This is a genomic window from Streptomyces sp. ATexAB-D23, from assembly GCF_000373645.1.
Classification (GTDB): domain Bacteria; phylum Actinomycetota; class Actinomycetes; order Streptomycetales; family Streptomycetaceae; genus Streptomyces; species Streptomyces castrisilvae.
Map to the genome: position 1 here is coordinate 459,456 of NZ_KB892024.1, position 16,391 is coordinate 475,846.

Consider the following 16,391-nt stretch of genomic DNA (forward strand, 5'->3'; position numbering starts at 1 on the left):
TTGCCTCAACCGTGATGGATAGCACTTACGGGGCCCTTGCGCCCTTCCCTACTCCTCGTGCCAAAATAGGACAAGGAGTCCGGGGAGGACTCCATCCGTCCATGTCTGGACGGATTGCTTCAGCATTGCACGCTATGGGGGGTCTGGTGACCCCTGATCGCTCTGTGACTGATCGTCACGGGGGTGTGACTGTCCGCTATGGCATGGTCCATCGGCTTTCCGTCGCTGATGAACACCTGGGAGGGCAATTCCATCGGTTTGGCCGACGTGGCTGGACGGATGGTGTAGTTGTAGTGCCGAGGACAAGCCGTTCGTCCTATAACCGACTCGGCCCGCGTCCGCCATTTCGGGCAACGCGGGTCAAGGTGCAGAATTTAGAGGAAAGAACCGAGATGGTTCGGTTCTCCCGAGGAGGCCGCTCATGACCGCTCGCACCCCTGATGCCGAGCCGCTGCTGACCCCGGCTGAGGTTGCCACGATGTTCCGCGTGGACCCGAAGACGGTTACCCGTTGGGCGAAGGCTGGCAAGCTCACGTCCATCCGCACGCTCGGTGGACATCGCCGGTACCGCGAGGCAGAGGTCCGCGCACTGCTTGCGGGTATTCCGCAGCAGCGCAGCGAGGCCTGACAAACCCCCTGTCGCCGCGCCACACCTGGGCTTTTGGGTCCCCCAACCCACTTGCCCACCCATAGCTCCATATGACGGGCGCCCGCCCCAACGGGCGCCATACCTGTGCCATACGGGTCATGTCATCCGATCGCGCTGGACTCCGCCGGGTCCAGCGCGATTTTTTTGTGCCCGCCGGTGCCCGAGTCGCTGCCCGCCCGTGCCCGAGTCGGGTCCGTATGCGGGTGTCGGGCCGGCCCCTGCGCGGGTCCGCGCGGGAGCGTCCCCGCGGCCTGTGGCGCACCCCGTGCCGCACCGCTCCGCGGCCCGGTGGCCGAGCGTCGGGAAGGCCGTCGGGGCCGCTTCACGCGGGTTCGGCGGGCGCCCTCCCGAGAGGTGCAATTGCACATATTAAATTCGCCAGTTGTAGGAAGGGTGTAAAGTCACCCCTTCTCAAAACTGATTCAGTGACACCCGTCACACCGCATAGGTGTTGCCAACTACGAGCCTGCCACTGTGAGGAAGCCGACGGTCGCGCCGAAGGTCACGTCGTGGGAGGACTTACGTCCCCGGCTCGCGAGGCCCGTAAAGCGGCCCTGGGGCGCTCCGTGGGTGGCTCGGGCGCCCGGGAGGGCTCATCGGCCGCCCGGCCGCCCCGTGGGGCCGCCACGGGCTCCATGGCGAGCCTCAGCAGCCGGGCGCAGACCGCGCAGTGCCGGGTGAGGTGGCGGTAGCCGGACGCGGCCGCCAGGTGCGCGCGCAGCAGCGCGCGTATCTCGTGCCGGGGTGCCCTGCCGCGGCCCTGCGCCGGCTCGCGGTACCCCTCGCCCGTGGATGCCCCCATCGCGCCACCTCCCGGTGGATGCGCGCCGCCCCGCTCCGGGAATCCCGGGGCAGCCCCTGGGTTCTGAGTACTCGTCGGCACACACCGGAGTCAAGACGCGCGAAAGCCCGGATCCAGGGGATCCGGGCTTTCGTCACTGCGGTCCTGACGGGATTTGAACCCGCGGCCTCCACCTTGACAGGGTGGCGAGCACTCCTAACTGCTCCACAGGACCAGGTTTTCGCGGCTGCCTTGCGGCCTGCTGCGAAGACAGACTGTACAGGAGGCCGACGGGTGCGGTCGAACTCACTCCTGGTTGCCCAGCCGTCACCCGGACCGGCACCCGCCGTTCCTACGGCGCCGCCGCGTCGATCGCCTTGACGATCCGCTTGTCCGAGACGGGGAACGCGGTGCCGAGGGCGTGCGCGAAGTAGCTCACCCGCAGCTCCTCGATCATCCACCGGATGTCCAGCACCTCCTGCGGGACGGGCCTGCCCTTCGGCAGCTGCTCCAGCAGCCAGGCGTACTCGTCCTGCATCTCGTGGACCTTCTCCATGCGCGTGGTGTCGCGCTGGGCGTTGGCCGGCATCTGCTGGAGCCTGCGGTCCTCGGCGACCAGGTAGCGCATCAGGTCGGGCAGCCTGCGCAGCCCGGTCGCGGTGACGAAGCCGGGCGGCATCAGGCGCGCCAGGTGATCGCGTACGTCCGTGACGTTGTTGATCAGCACCAGGCTGTTGGTGGTCTTCAGCCGGCGCTCGCACGCCTGCCAGGCCGCCAGGATCTGCTGCACCTGGCCGATCGTGCGGACGGTCAGGTCCACCAGGTCCGCGCGCACCTTGTCGTACAGCTTCCGGAACGACGCCTCGTCCCAGGCGGGGCCGCCGTGCGCCGCGATCAGCCGGTCGGCGGCGGCCGTCGCGCAGTCGTCGAAGAGCGCCTGGATGGAGCCGTGCGGATTGCGGGACAGGGCGAGCTTCTGCTGGTTGGTGAGCTTGTCCGAGGCGAACTTCGCCGGGTTGACCGGGATGTTCAGCAGGATCAGCTTCCGGGTGCCGCGCCACATCGCCTGCTGCTGCTCCGCCTCGGTGTCGAAGAGGCGTACGGCGACGGTCGCGCCCTGGTCGACCAGGGCCGGGTACGCCTTGACCGGCTGTCCGGCCAGTGGGGTCTCCCCTGCTCGAACGGAGCTGAGAGCTCGGGGAAGGGTCTCGAAGACCCGGTCCAGCGTGCCGATCGTCCAGTCCGTGAGGCCGGAACGCTCGATGGACTCACCGGTCGGCCCCGCGGTCGCCGCGGCGGCCTTGGACAGCGCCTGGCGGGCCTTCGGTCGCAGCTGTACGCGCAGCGCCTCCAGGTCCTTGTCCTCGGCGACCTTGCGGCGCCGTTCGTCGACGATCCGGAAGGTGATCTTGAGGTGGTCCGGGACCCGGCCCAGGTCGAAGTCGTCCGCGGTGACCGGGACCCCGACCATCCGCTGGAGCTCACGGGCCAGCGTCACCGGCAGCGGCTCCTGGAGCGGTACGGCCCGGTCGAGGAACTTGTCCGCGTAGTTCGGCGCGGGCACGTAGTGCCGGCGGATCGGCTTCGGCAGCGAGCGGATCAGCTCGGTGACGACCTCCTCGCGCAGGCCCGGGATCTGCCAGTCGAAGCCCTCGGACGTGACCTGGTTGAGCACCTGGAGCGGAATGTGGACGGTCACCCCGTCGGCGTCCGCGCCCGGCTCGAACTGGTAGGTCACCCGGAACTTGAGCTTCCCCTGCCGCCAGGAGTCCGGGTAGTCGTCCTTGGTGACGGCCCCGGCCTTCTCGTTGATGAGCATCGAGCGCTCGAAGTCGAGCGCGTCCGGCTCGTCCCGGCGCTTGTGCTTCCACCACGAGTCGAAGTGCGCACCGGAGACGACGTGCTCCGGGATGCGCTGGTCGTAGAAGTCGAACAGCGTCTCGTCGTCCACGAGGATGTCGCGGCGCCGGGCCCGGTGCTCCAGCTCCTCGACCTCGCCGAGCAGCTTGCGGTTGTCGTGGAAGAACTGGTGGTGCGTGCGCCAGTCGCCCTCGACCAGGGCGTTGCGGATGAAGAGGTCCCGCGAGGTCTCCTGGTCGATACGGCCGAAATTGATCTTGCGCTGGGCGACGATCGGTACGCCGTACAGCGTGACCCGCTCGTACGCCATCACCGCCGCCTGGTCCTTCTCCCAGTGCGGCTCGCTGTAGGTGCGCTTCAGCAGGTGCTGGGCCAGCGGTTCGATCCACTCCGGCTCGACCCGGGCGTTGACCCGTGCCCACAGCCGGGACGTCTCGACCAGCTCGGCCGACATCACGAACCGCGGCTGCTTCTTGAACAGCGCCGAACCGGGGAAGATCGCGAACTTGGCGCTGCGGGCGCCCAGGTACTCGTTCTTCTCGGTGTCCTTCAGCCCGATGTGCGACAGCAGGCCGGCGAGCAGCGAGGTGTGCACCGACTGCTCGGGAGCGTCGTCCTCATTGGGCTCGATCCCCATCTGCTTGGCGACCGTGCGCAGCTGCGCGTAGATGTCCTGCCATTCGCGGATGCGCAGGAAGTTCAGGTACTCCTGTTTGCACATCCGGCGGAAGCTGGAGGAGCCGCGCTCCTTCTGCTGCTCGCGGATGTAGCGCCACAGATTCAGGAACGCCAGGAAGTCGGACGTCTCGTCCTTGAACCGGGCGTGCTGCTGATCGGCCTGCGTCTGCTTCTCGGAGGGCCGCTCGCGCGGGTCCTGGATGGAGAGCGCGGCGGCGATGACCATGACCTCGCGGACACAGCCGTTGCGGTCCGCCTCGATGACCATGCGGGCCAGACGCGGGTCCACCGGGAGCTGCGAGAGCTTGCGCCCCAGCGGGGTGAGCCGCTGTCCCCTCTTCCCCTCCCGGGGGGACTTCTCCTCCTGCTCCAGCGCGCCCAGCTCCTGGAGCAGCTGCACGCCGTCGCGGATGTTGCGGTGGTCCGGCGGGTCGATGAAGGGGAACTTCTCGATGTCGCCGAGGCCGGCCGCGGTCATCTGGAGGATGACGGAGGCCAGGTTCGTCCGCAGGATCTCCGCGTCGGTGAACTCCGGGCGGGTCAGGAAGTCGTCCTCGGAGTACAGCCGGATGCAGATGCCGTCCGACGTACGGCCGCAGCGGCCCTTGCGCTGGTTGGCGCTGGCCTGCGAGATCCGTTCGATCGGCAGCCGCTGGACCTTGGTGCGGTGGCTGTAGCGGGAGATACGGGCGGTGCCCGGGTCGATCACGTACTTGATGCCGGGGACGGTCAGCGAGGTCTCGGCGACGTTGGTCGCCAGAACGATCCTGCGTCCCGTGTGGCGCTGGAACACCCGGTGCTGCTCGGCGTGCGACAGGCGCGCGTAGAGGGGGAGTACCTCGGTATGTCTGAGGTTGCGTTTGCCGAGCGCGTCCGCGGTGTCGCGGATCTCGCGCTCGCCGGAGAGGAAGACCAGGACGTCGCCGGGCCCCTCGGACTGGAGCTCGTCCACGGCGTCGCAGATCGCGGTGATCTGGTCCCGGTCGGCGTCGTCCGTGTCTTCGGCGTCCCCCTCCAGCAGCGGCCGGTAACGGACCTCCACCGGATACGTACGCCCGCTGACCTCGACGATCGGCGCGTCGCCGAAGTGGCGCGAGAAGCGCTCCGGGTCGATGGTCGCGGAGGTGACGACGACCTTCAGATCGGGGCGCTTGGGCAGCAGCCGGGCCAGATAGCCGAGCAGGAAGTCGATGTTCAGCGACCGCTCGTGGGCCTCGTCGATGATGATCGTGTCGTACGCCAGCAGCTCGCGGTCCGTCTGGATCTCCGCGAGCAGGATGCCGTCCGTCATCAGCTTGACGAAGGTCGCGTCCTGGTTCACCTGGTCGGTGAAGCGGACCTTCCAGCCGACCGTCTCGCCCAGCGGCGTGTCCAGCTCGTCGGCGATCCGCTCGGCCACCGTGCGCGCCGCGATCCTGCGCGGCTGGGTGTGCCCGATCATGCCGCGGACGCCACGGCCCAGCTCCATGCAGATCTTGGGGATCTGGGTGGTCTTGCCGGAGCCGGTCTCACCCGCGACGATCACGACCTGGTGGTCGCGTATCGCCTCCAGGATCTCGTCCTTCTTCTGGCTGACCGGGAGCTGTTCCGGGTACGAGACGCCGGGCATCCGCGCGGCCCGCTGAGTGAGCCGCCCGGCGGCCTTGCCGGCCTGGGCGGCGATCTCGTCCAGCACGGCCTGCTGGGCCTCGGGCTTGCGGATGCGGCGGGCGCCTTCGAGGCGGCGGCCGAGCCGGTGCGCGTCGCGGAGCGAGAGCTGCGCGAGCTGGGACTGGAGATCGGCGAAGGAAGTAGACATACGGGTCCCAGGATCTCACCCGGGCCCGGGGAACGGCGAACCTATTTCGAGCGGTCCTGGTCACGATGCTCGTACGTTCCCGGTCACGGTGCTCTTACGTTCCCGGTGGCGGTGCACGTACGTTCCCGGCCGCAACGCCCGTACGCCCTCGGCGGGGGTGCCCGTACGGGCGGGTTTCCGCGTCGGCGTGGTGGGAAGCGGCGCGATGACAGGACGTACGATTCCGGGCAGTCGACCATTACCTGCCGAAAGGCCCGCCCCGTGTCCCGTTCGCAGTGGTGCTGCCTGGTGGCGGTGCTCGCGGTCGTGCTCGGGCTGTTCTGCGGACCGGCCGTGCGGGCGTCGGCGGCCGGGGCCCCCGCGCCCGCCCCCGTCGCCGCGTCCGCCGTGGACGCCGGGCAGGGGATTCCGGGCTGCGGCAAGGGCGGCAAGCGCGACGGCACCGAGCCGTCCACCCCCGCGCGGGCACGGGCCGCCCACGACCAGGCGCCCGGCCTCGCCGAGTGGGGCCTGCCCGCCACCCCTGGAACCGAGCCGGCCGAGGCGTACGCGCCCATGACGCCGCGCGGACCGGACGAGGCCGCGCCGGGCCCGGTGGAGCTCTCCGTCCTACGGGTGTAGACGGCGGCGCCCCCGCCCGTCCACTCTCCTCCCGTACCGCCATCCCGGAGTTCCGCATGCCCACGCCCACGTCCAAGCCGTCCCCGAAGTCCCGCGAGAAGGCCCGCGAGAAGACCCGGGAGCAGACCCCGGGGAAGGCGCGCGGGAAGGCCCGCGCCACGTCCCGCAAGCCGCTCCTCTACGGCGCCGGAGTCATCGCCGTGGCCGCCCTGCTCGGATACGTCTCCTACCGCGCCACCGCCCCCGAGCCCCGGAGCGCCGGCTCCTCCGTGGCCGCCGACGTCACGGCGGACCCGCAGGACGGCGTCTACCCCGAACTGGCGAAGCTCGCCCGCCGCGACTCCGGCGACAAGCTGGCCCTGGGCCGGGCCGACGCGCCCGTCGTCCTCATCGAGTACGCCGACTTCAAGTGCGGCTACTGCGCGAAGTTCGCCCGCGACACCGAACCGGCCCTCGTGAAGAAGTACGTCGACGAGGGCGTCCTGCGCATCGAGTGGCGCAACTTCCCGATCTTCGGCGCCGAGTCCGAGGCCGTCGCGCGGGCCTCCTGGGCGGCCGGGCAGCAGGACCGATTCTGGGAGTTCCACCGCGCCGCCTACGCCGAGGGCGTCAAGGAGAAGGGGTTCGGCAAGGACCGTCTGAAGGCGCTCGCACGCCGGGCGGGAGTGGCCGACCTCGACCGCTTCGCCCGCGACACCGACGGCCCGGCGGCGGCCGCCGCGGTCGGCGAGGACCAGGAGCAGGGGTACTCGATCGGCGCGACCTCCACCCCGTCCTTCCTGATCAACGGCCGTCCGATCGCCGGTGCCCAGCCCATCGAGACCTTCACCGACGCCATCGAGCGGGCGGCGGCCGCGGCCGGGCCTTCCGGAACGAAGGGCTCCGCCAAGTGACGGCCGATGTCGGCTACTTCGCCGCGTTCCTCGGCGGGCTGCTCGCCCTGCTCAGCCCGTGCAGCGCCCTGCTGCTCCCCGCGTTCTTCGCGTACTCCATCGACTCCGCGTCGCGGCTCCTCGCCCGCACCGGCATCTTCTACGCGGGCCTGGCCACCACCCTGGTCCCGCTGGGCGCCGCGGGTTCGTACGCCGGGCGGCTGTTCTACCGGCACCGCGACGCCCTCGTCCTCGGCGCGGGCTGGCTGATCATCGCGCTCGGTGTGGCCCAGATCATCGGCCTGGGCTTCGCCTCGCGCCGGATCGCCGCCCTCAGTGGCCGCATCCGCCCCACGACCGCCCTGTCGGTCTACGCGCTCGGCGCGGTGTACGGCCTCGCCGGGTTCTGCGCGGGCCCGATTTTGGGCAGCGTGCTGACGGTGGCGGCGGTCAGCGGCAGCCCGGCGTACGGGGGACTGCTGCTCGCCGTCTACGCCCTGGGCATGGCGGTGCCCCTCTTCGTGCTCGCCCTGCTCTGGGAGCGGTTCGAGCTGGGCCGGCGCACCTGGCTGCGGGGCCGGGTCCTGCGGCTCGGGCGCTTCGAGCTGCACACCACGACCCTGCTCTCGGGCCTCTTCTTCGTCGCGCTCGGCGCGCTGTTCCTGGCGTACGACGGGACGACCGCGCTCCCGGGACTGCTGGACGTGGACCAGTCGTTCGCCGTCGAGCGATGGGCCCAGGGCGTCGGCCGGCATGTGCCGGACGCGGTGCTGCTCGTCTCGGTGGCGGCGGTGGTGCTGCTGGTGCTCGCGGTACGGGCCGTGCGCCGGCGCCCCACGGCGGGCGAGGACGAGCCGGACGCCACGGAGAGCGAGACCGTCTGACACGGCGAAGGCCCCGTCCACCGGACGGGGCCTTCGGATGGTGGCTGGGGCCGGGATCGAACCGGCGACCTATCGCTTTTCAGGCGATCGCTCGTACCAACTGAGCTACCCAGCCACGCAGCTCGTACGGGCTGCAAGCGGTCCTGACGGGATTTGAACCCGCGGCCTCCACCTTGACAGGGTGGCGAGCACTCCTAACTGCTCCACAGGACCAAGCATCGCTCGACCAAGTGTCGCACAGGTTTCGTGCGCCCCCAACGAGATGCGGACCCCGGCACCGGGCGGGCGATCTCACCGTTCCCCCCACCGTGAAAGTCGCCTTGGGCTACGGTCGCCACGCAAGGCGGCGAAGGGAGTGTGCCGATGCCCCGCCATGTGTTGACCGCGGTCGGCGCCGGGGGCGAACCGATCGGGCAGGAGGCCCGCGACACGGCGCCCCCGCTGGCGCTGGTCGCCTCGTACGGGGACCTGCACGCGTGCGACTACGTGACCGTGACCCAGGACGCGGCAGTGAGCCTCTACGCCCGCGACCCCGACGGGATCTGGTGCGTCGTGTGCGCCGGCACCGACGCCGTGACCGTCGACGAGATGCGCCTCTGGTTCGACCTCACCCACCACTTCCCCGGCCCCGGCAGGACAGCCGGAAGCCATCCGCTCGGCAGGGCTCCCGCCGCGGGGGCCGGCGGAAGCATCGACGCGGCGGGCGCCGTCGCCCTGGTCCGGGAACACATCGACGCCCGCGGTCTGGACTACCCGTCCCAGGGACTGGAGGCGGACCGGTTCGCCGCCGGGTGGAGCGTGTACGCGCCCGTCGACATCGACGACAGCGACCCCATGGCCTTCCTCGACCTGCCGCTCGACCGATCGGTGTTCCTGATCAGCGACGTGGGGCGGATCAAGGAGGTCACCACGGCGATCCCACCCGGACAGGCACGGACCCTGTTCACCGCCGAGGAGGCCTTCGTGCGGCGCGCGCCCGTCGAGGAGTCCTTCATGAACAGCTTCAAGGAGGAGTTCGAGCGCCTCGACGCCCTGTCGGGGCGGCCGAGCGCCATCGCGGACTTCACGGTCGTCTCCACCCCGCCCGAGGAACAGATCGCGGGCCGCGTAGCCGCACTCGCCCAGGAGACCGCGCAGCAACTGGCCCTGCTCGGACCGGCGCAGTGGCAACGCATGACCGCGGTCTTCTCGTGCGCGGTGTCCGCCGAGAGGGCGGGAGTGTCCTTCTGGGACCATGAACAGCCCCTGGACGTGCGGGTCCCGGAACAGGTCGCGCTCCTCGTACGCCGCCAGCGGCACCTCGCCGCCGCCATGCCGGCCGGCCCGTGGCTGCGCATGCTGCTCACCATCACCAAGGGCGCGGACGGGCGCGCGCAGGTCGCCACCGAGTACGACTACGGGGACGAGCGCCTGGCCGACGCCCACCTGCTGGCCCCGGCGCACTACCGCAACGACCTCGCCGCCTACCCGCGGGCCGAGGTGCCGGCATGGCTGACGCGCTATGCCGCAGGACATGGGCGGCGGCCGGAGCGCGCGGGGGCGGAGCCCTCGCGTACGCCGGCCGCGCGGGTGGAGCCCTCGCGACCCGAGCCGGCCGAGCGGCCCTTCGTGGAGAGCAGGGTCGGCAGGTCCTCGCTGGTCGCCGACCGGCACCGCGTCAGCTACGGGCACGACACGCTCGACTGGGACGAGGTCGACTGGGTCCGGTATCCGGTCTCCCGGATGAAGCACCAGGGCTTCCTCTTTCCGTCCCTCTACACCAACACCTACGCCTTCGGCGTGGGCACGTACGCGGACTCCCCCGGGAAACTGGGACGTATCAGCTGGGACAACGGAGGGAAGAGGTCCACGCCCCCCGAGGAGTGGGTGGCCCTCGTCGACTTCGTCCAGCGGGTGGTCGAACCCCGGCTCCTGGCGCAGCACCTCGACCTGATCCGGCGGGGCGGGGCATTCACCATCGGCGAGGTGCGCGTGCACCGTGACGGGCTCACGCTGCGCGGGGTCATGGACGCCGACTGGCGCGCGCTGACCCGTATCGAGGTCGCGCACGGCCTGGTCTCCGTCCACGAGCAGGGCCGGTCGCAGCCGCTCAGGGTGTCGCTCGACAGTCCCAACGCCGTACTGCTGCCGCGCCTGGTGGAGGCCATGACCGGGTGAGGCCCCGCTCCGCACCAGGACCTGGCGGAACGGGGACCCGGCGGCGCACCCTCGTGAGGGGCCGGCGTCGTCCGGTGCCCCGTCACTCGGGGAGGCGGGGTCCGGTCCGTGCGATGACCGGCGGGCCCGCAGCGGTCGTGATCAGCGCCGCCGCGCAGAGGCCAGCGACGAGGGTGAGCCCGGCGGCGCCGAACAGGGCGCTGGTGCCGGTGCCTCCCCAGGCGGGGGCCCCGGCGCCGAACAAGGCGGCGCCGAGGGCCGTGCCCAGCTGGAGAGCGGTGGTGGCCACCGCCGCGGCACCGCCCCGGCCCCGGTCCGCCGCCCCCGCCACGGCGATGGAGAACAGCGGCGCCATGGCCGTACCCAGGCCGAGTCCAGCCGGCACCGAGCCTGCCAGCACGAGGGCGAACGTCCCGCCGTTTCCGATGGCACCCAGGGGCAGCAGCCCGACGGCGGCCGGCAGCAGGCCCGCCGCGATCAGCTTTCGCGGCGCGACGCGTCGCAGGCTCGGGGCGATCCGGGTGGCACCGATGACGAAGGCGATGCCCGCCGGCAGCACCGCCACACCGGCCGCTGCCGGCGAGAGGCCCGAGACGGGCCCCAGGACGAGCGTGAGCGCGGGAAAGAGCGCGAACAGGCCCGCCGCGCCCAGACACAGCACCACCAGGCCGACGATCCGGTCCCGGTCGCGGGCGAACGCGCGGGCGGCGTGCGGAACGCCCGCAGCCGCGAGCAAGAGGACGCCGATGCCGAGCGGGCCCAGGAGCGAAGCGGCTGTCCAGCTGTGCGGGCGCGCCTCGTACAGCCCGTAGCTCGTGAGCAGGGCGCCCACGGAGCCGAGCAGCAGGCCCGGCGTCGTGAGCCCGCCCCGGCCGGGCCCCGTACGGTCCCGCACCCGGGTGGCGGCGACGACGAGGGCGGTCAGTACGAGGAGCACGTCGGCGAACAGGCAGGTGCGCCAGCTCACGAACTCGGTCGTCACCGCGCCCCAGGTCAACCCCGCGGGCCAGCCGCCCACCGCGACCGCGGCGTAGACACCGAGGGCCCGGCCGCGCTCCCCGGGCTCGGCGAAGCGGGCCGAGACCAGCGCGAGCACGGCGGGTGTCACCAGCGCGGCACCGGCGCCCTGCAGGGCAAGGGCCGCGATGAGTACGCCGGCGGTCGGGGCGAACGCGCCGACAACGGCGGCCACCGCCACCGCGGACAGCCCCGTCAAGAGCGTCCGCCGGCCGCCCACCCGGTCCACGAGGTGTCCGCCGAGCAGCAACAGCGCGCCCAGGGCCACGCCGTAGGCGGTGAACAGCGAGTACGTGGTGCGCATGGCGAGGTCGCGGGCGAGGGAGGGGGCGGCCGCGTGCAGACTCGCGGCGTCGAGGACCACGACGAACTGTGCGAACACCGCGGCGGCCAGGCCCCGCCATCGGCGCGGATCCGGCGCCCGGCCCGGAGCGGACGCCGGACGAGCGGGGTCCCCGGCCGTGCCCGGGGGCGGACCGAAGGCGGGCGGGGCGCCGAGGTGCGCGGCGGCGGTGGGTGTGTACAGGTCCCGCGGGGAGACGGACGGCTGGAGCCGGCCGAGCCGTACGGGCGGGTTCGGCGGTGGCCCGTCCGGAGCGGGACTGGCCGGGGCCTGGGGTGCGAAGTCCAGCAACTGCGCGGCGTGGCGGCCCAGCTGGGCCAGGATCGCGCTCGGCAGCCAGACCTCGTCGGAGCCCGAGGCGGTCCGGTCGGCGACCTCCTGGAGGGTGGGGCGCTCGGCCGGGTCCTTGGCGAGGCACGCGCCGACGAGATCCCGCAGCGACTCGGGGACCCCGGTCAGGTCCGCCGCTTCCTCGGCGACCCGGAACAGGTGGGCGTTGAGGCCGGTGTCCGCGGCACCGAACAGCAGCCGCCCCGTGGCGGCGTACACGAGGACCGCGCCCAGGCAGAACACATCGCTGGCAGCGGTGAGTTCGAGGCCGCGCACTTGCTCGGGCGACATGAAGCCCGGGGACCCGATCAGCATGCCGGTGCGCGTGAGCAGGCTCTGCGGCGCGAGCGTGTCCATGGCCCGCGCGATCCCGAAGTCGATCACGCGCGGTCCGTCCACGGTCACCAGGACATTGGACGGTTTGAGGTCCCGGTGGATCAGGCCCGCGCCGTGCACCGCGGTCAGGGCGAGCGCGAGGCGGTGGGCCAGGACCCGCACGGAGTCCTCGGGCAACGGCCCGAAGTCACGTCCCACCACACGGGTCAGGTCGGGCCCGGGAACGTACTGCGTCGCCACCCAGGGAACGGCGGCGTCGGTGTCGGCGTCGAGCACGTCCGCGGTCCACTCGCCGCCCACCCGCCGGGCGGCGGCCACCTCGCGGGCGAACCGCCGGCGGAATTCCGGATGCTGGGCGTGCTCCGCCTGGACGACCTTGACCGCGACCGTGCGCCCGGCGTCCGAGCGCCCCAGGTACACCAGCCCCATCCCTCCCTCACCCAGCCGGGCGATCAGACGGTACGGGCCTATCCGGGCAGGGTCTTGGGGAGTCAGCTGATCCACGGCGGCACGGTAGCCCCATGGTTCCGGGGCAGTCATGGCACACGATGGCTTCCCCGCGCAAGGCTCACGAATGGATCCTTCGCTTCCGGTTCATGCCACGGGTACGCGCCGCTGCGGCTCGGGCTCCCCGGCTCCGGCGGGCCTTCTCCGGGGCATACAGACTCCGGGGCATACGGACTCCGGGGCATACGGACTCCGGGGCATACAGAGGCATACAAACGAGAACGTCCCGGACGGGATGCCGTCCGGGACGTTCTCATGGTGGTGGCTGGGGCCGGGATCGAACCGGCGACCTATCGCTTTTCAGGCGATCGCTCGTACCAACTGAGCTACCCAGCCACGCAGTCCACCGAAGTGGGCTGCAAGCGGTCCTGACGGGATTTGAACCCGCGGCCTCCACCTTGACAGGGTGGCGAGCACTCCTAACTGCTCCACAGGACCAAGAACTATGCAAAATGCCTACTGCATAGGGTGATGCGTGCCCCCAACGGGATTCGAACCCGTGCTACCGCCTTGAAAGGGCGGCGTCCTGGGCCACTAGACGATGAGGGCAGAACTGCTGTTACAGCTTGCTTCCGCGTCTGTTACCACGAGGCCCGAGGGAACGTGAGAAGCATGTGACTCCGCTTCCCCCTGGAGGTTCCGCTTCTTCCTTCACCCCTGGAGGTTTCAGAACGGTCAAGTCCCGACCGGCGCCCTTGGGCACGTGGGAGACTGTACTACGGCGTTTCCGCGTCAGCCAAACCGAATAGGGGAGGGTGACGCGTCGGGGTGGCCGTCCGCCGGCAGATGACGGCTGACCTCAGCAGTCGTCAGCCCGAGACCGCCCAGGGTGATCTCGTCCCAGGCCTGGAGCCGGCGCGTGGAGCGGTCCAGATAGAGCACCGACGCGAGCACCTGTTCCGGCTTCTTGTTCTGTACGGCCCGCAGCCCGCCGCCGCCCGTGGACCCCTCCACCATCAGCCGGGTGCCGCCCTTCAGGACCTCGTTCTGCCGGTGGTGCACATGGCCGGCCAGGGCCAGCGGGACCTCGCCGTCCGTCTCCTTCGCCGCCTCCGGTTCGTGGGCGACGGCGATGTCCGCGGGCGTGCCGGACCGCTGCTGCTCGCGCAGGGCGGCGGCGAGCGTGCGGCCCGCCACGCGCTGGACGTCCTCGGACTGCTCGGGTCCCGTCCGGTCCGGGGTGAACTGCGGGTCCCCGACGCCGGCCACCCGCAGCCCGCCGACGGTGACGGTCCGGCCCTGGTCCAGGACGTGCACGTTCTTGAAGCGCTTCTTGTTCTCCAGGTACTTCTGCGTCACCGACGAGTCGTGGTTCCCGCGCACCCAGACGTACGGGGCGCCGAGGTCGGCGATGGGGTCCAGGAAGCCGTTCTCGACGGCGGTGCCGTGGTCCATGGTGTCGCCCGAGTCGATGATCACGTCGATGTCGTACTGCTCGACGAGCGAGCCGATGATGTGCCACGCGGCCGGGTTGAGGTGGATGTCGGAGACGTGCAGGACGCGCAGGGTCGCCGGGTTCGGGCTGTAGACGGGGAGCGTCGACGTGGCGTCGTACAGCTTGGTGACGTTGGTGACCAGCCGGGCCAGCTCCTGCTGGTAGACGTCGAAGTCCGTGACGATCGAGCGGGCGTCGCCGACGACGGAGGGGGCGCTGGAGAGCAGCCCGGAGAACTTGGGCTCCAGGACCGATTTGGGGTTCCAGGTGGCGTACGCGCCGACGCCGGACGCGGCCAGCAGCGCGAGGGCGAGTCCGCCGGCCGCCAGGGCCCGGCGCGGCCTGCGGTAGACGGCCAGGCCGAGCGCGGTCGCCCCGGTGACGACCGCCACGCAGGAGCGCAGGGCGAGCTCGCGGGTGCCGGACGCGACATCCGCGGTGACCTCGTCCTCCAGGCCCGACAGCCGTTCCGGATGCTGGACCAGGGCCTCGGAGCGGACCGGGTCGAGCCGGTCCACGTCGACGTCGAGCCGGACCGGGGCGTGGTGCGAGTCCAGCTCCAGGGCGCCGAGCGGCGAGACGTTGATCTTGGTGCCGCCGCTGAGCGAGGGCCGCAGGGTCATCGTCGTGTCCATCGGCCCCACGGGCGTACGGACGCTGCCGACGGCCAGCAGCCCCAGCCAGGCGCCGAACAGCACGACGACGACCAGGCCCAGCGCCCGGACGAAGGGGCGGGGCGAGGCGAGGGGCCCGCCGGTGGTGGGGCGGGTCGGCGGGCGGAGGAGGTGACGGGCGCGGGCCATTGGGTGCCTGTGCCCCGGGCCCGGGGTGGATATGCCCTTTCCGGGGGCTTTCCGGGGCCGAGGCGCGTGCGGTGCCCGTACGGGACAATGGCCGGGTGCTGGAGATGACGAGGGAAGCGTTCGAGGAACTGGTCGCCGAGGCGCTGGACCGGATTCCGCCGGAGCTGACCCGGCTGATGGACAACGTCGCGGTGTTCGTCGAGGACGAACCGGAATCCGACGATCCGGAACTGCTCGGTCTGTACGAGGGCACGCCGCTGACCGAGCGCGGTGAGTGGTACGCGGGCGTGCTCCCGGACCGGATCACCATCTACCGGGGGCCGACGCTGCGGATGTGCGAGACGCGCGAGGACGTCGTGGCCGAGACCGAGATCACGGTCGTCCATGAGATCGCCCACCACTTCGGCATCGACGACGAGAGGCTGCACGCGCTGGGCTACGGGTGAGCCTCCGGGGGCCGTCACCTGTGAACGAGGTGTGCGGACCGGCCGGGCGGGCGTGTCCCCGGCGGGTCGGCGGGAGTTGGGCACGGCACACCCGGCTCGTTCATGTCAGGAATGCCAGACCGGCCGGCCCGTCCTCCCCGTGCCCCCGGAGGTGCCCCCGTGCGCCAGTTGCCCGTCCCCGTCCGCTGGGTGGCCGTCACCGCTGTGACGCTCGCCACCTCCACCGGCTGTATGAGCGTCGGCTCCGACGGTGCGGAGCCCGTGTCCTCGCGGTCCGCCGACGAGAAGGGTGCCGCGGTCGAGCCGAACGGCACCACGGTGACGGGCACCGGCAGCTCCGGCGCGGGCGGCGCCGGGGCGCAGTCGCAGCGGCGGAGCGCCGGTCCGGGCGCCCCGAGCGCCTCCGCGCCACCGGCGGGGAAGCCCGCGGCCGAGGAGTCCCGGCCGGACGAGGACCGCGACCGGGCCGGCCGCCCGTCCGAGCCGGAGGCGTCGGCCGCCCCGGGGACGGGCGGGCAGCCAGAGCCCCCGGGCCCCTCCGACCCGGACCCGGGGCCGGACCCGGAGGACACCCCGCGGCCTCCGGACCCGCCGGAGCCCGAGCCGGAGCCATCGAAGCCCGATGAGCCCTCGGAGCCCGAGCAGCCGGCGCCCTCGGCGTCTCCGGCCGCGCAGTTCCGGACCGACGCGAGGGGGTGGCCGGAGGAGGTGGACATGCTGCGGACACCGGAGGCATCACCGCAGGCGGGACCCGCTTGAGGGGCCGGCCGCAGGGAGGCGGTTTGCGCGATGTGGGGGAGGGTGCGTATGGTGGTAGATCGTTTGATCCCATTGCCCGGCGCCGACACAGAAGAGCGCCGTGTGGCGCGTACTC

At 71.6% G+C, this 16,391-nt stretch carries 11 protein-coding genes and 6 tRNA genes; 7 read left to right on the forward strand and 10 right to left on the reverse strand.

The window, feature by feature from the left end; translation table 11 throughout:
- Window positions 1–421: 421 nt before the first annotated feature.
- The gene (gene bldC / locus B082_RS0122805) at window positions 422–628 is read left to right on the forward strand and encodes a developmental transcriptional regulator BldC (protein ID WP_003949541.1); all 207 of its coding nucleotides are present in this window, start codon (window positions 422–424) and stop codon (window positions 626–628) included.
- A gap of 523 nt (window positions 629–1,151) precedes the next feature.
- Here the strand turns inward: bldC and B082_RS39525 are convergent.
- From B082_RS39525 to hrpA, 3 genes are all read right to left on the reverse strand, one after another.
- The gene (locus B082_RS39525) at window positions 1,152–1,451 is read right to left on the reverse strand and encodes a DUF6274 family protein (protein ID WP_018554125.1); all 300 of its coding nucleotides are present in this window, start codon (window positions 1,449–1,451) and stop codon (window positions 1,152–1,154) included.
- A gap of 139 nt (window positions 1,452–1,590) precedes the next feature.
- Window positions 1,591–1,665, reverse strand: a tRNA-Asp gene (locus B082_RS0122815).
- Window positions 1,666–1,782: 117 nt separating this feature from the next.
- Window positions 1,783–5,766, reverse strand: coding sequence for an ATP-dependent RNA helicase HrpA (gene hrpA, locus B082_RS0122820; RefSeq protein WP_018554126.1), 3,984 nt, complete (start codon window positions 5,764–5,766; stop codon window positions 1,783–1,785).
- 261 nt (window positions 5,767–6,027) lie between these two features.
- On the opposite strand from hrpA, the gene B082_RS0122825 reads away from it, so the two are divergent.
- Genes B082_RS0122825 through B082_RS0122835 form a run of 3 tightly spaced genes read left to right on the forward strand, consistent with a single transcriptional unit; the run spans window position 6,028 to window position 8,143 of the window.
- Window positions 6,028–6,387: a hypothetical protein gene (locus B082_RS0122825; protein ID WP_026250089.1), complete on the forward strand. Its 360-nt coding sequence runs from the start codon at window positions 6,028–6,030 to the stop codon at window positions 6,385–6,387.
- A gap of 56 nt (window positions 6,388–6,443) precedes the next feature.
- Window positions 6,444–7,280 (forward strand): DsbA family protein, encoded by an 837-nt coding sequence (locus B082_RS0122830; RefSeq protein WP_018554128.1) that lies wholly within the window; start codon window positions 6,444–6,446, stop codon window positions 7,278–7,280.
- Window positions 7,277–8,143 carry a cytochrome c biogenesis CcdA family protein gene (locus tag B082_RS0122835; RefSeq protein WP_018554129.1) on the forward strand — a complete coding sequence of 289 codons (867 nt, stop codon included), beginning with the start codon at window positions 7,277–7,279 and terminating at the stop codon, window positions 8,141–8,143. Before B082_RS0122830 ends, B082_RS0122835 begins: the two co-directional genes overlap by 4 nt.
- 38 nt (window positions 8,144–8,181) lie before the next feature.
- Here the strand turns inward: B082_RS0122835 and B082_RS0122840 are convergent.
- Window positions 8,182–8,258: transfer RNA gene (locus B082_RS0122840), tRNA-Phe, on the reverse strand.
- A gap of 23 nt (window positions 8,259–8,281) precedes the next feature.
- A tRNA-Asp gene (locus B082_RS0122845) sits at window positions 8,282–8,356 on the reverse strand.
- 150 nt (window positions 8,357–8,506) lie between these two features.
- Here B082_RS0122845 and B082_RS0122850 point away from each other — a divergent pair.
- Entirely contained in the window at window positions 8,507–10,300 is a 1,794-nt protein-coding gene (locus B082_RS0122850) for a hypothetical protein (protein WP_026250090.1), read from the forward strand.
- A gap of 82 nt (window positions 10,301–10,382) precedes the next feature.
- On the opposite strand, the gene B082_RS40525 is transcribed toward B082_RS0122850, so the two are convergent.
- From B082_RS40525 to B082_RS0122875, 5 genes are all read right to left on the reverse strand, one after another.
- Window positions 10,383–12,830 (reverse strand): bifunctional serine/threonine protein kinase/MFS transporter, encoded by a 2,448-nt coding sequence (locus tag B082_RS40525; protein WP_078622629.1) that lies wholly within the window; start codon window positions 12,828–12,830, stop codon window positions 10,383–10,385.
- A 262-nt stretch (window positions 12,831–13,092) separates the two neighbouring features.
- A tRNA-Phe gene (locus B082_RS0122860) sits at window positions 13,093–13,169 on the reverse strand.
- Window positions 13,170–13,196: 27 nt separating this feature from the next.
- A tRNA-Asp gene (locus B082_RS0122865) sits at window positions 13,197–13,271 on the reverse strand.
- A 38-nt stretch (window positions 13,272–13,309) separates the two neighbouring features.
- Window positions 13,310–13,382 (reverse strand) — tRNA-Glu (locus B082_RS0122870).
- Between the two features lie 183 nt (window positions 13,383–13,565).
- Complete coding sequence (locus B082_RS0122875; RefSeq protein ID WP_018554130.1) at window positions 13,566–15,071, reverse strand: metallophosphoesterase family protein; 1,506 nt, start codon at window positions 15,069–15,071, stop codon at window positions 13,566–13,568.
- 95 nt (window positions 15,072–15,166) lie between these two features.
- Between B082_RS0122875 and B082_RS0122880 the strand changes: the two genes are divergently transcribed.
- Window positions 15,167–15,517, forward strand: a complete 351-nt coding sequence (locus B082_RS0122880; protein ID WP_018101725.1) for a metallopeptidase family protein — start codon at window positions 15,167–15,169, stop codon at window positions 15,515–15,517.
- Between the two features lie 159 nt (window positions 15,518–15,676).
- Window positions 15,677–16,276, forward strand: coding sequence for a hypothetical protein (locus B082_RS0122885; RefSeq protein ID WP_018554131.1), 600 nt, complete (start codon window positions 15,677–15,679; stop codon window positions 16,274–16,276).
- The last annotated feature ends 115 nt before the right edge of the window (window positions 16,277–16,391 follow it).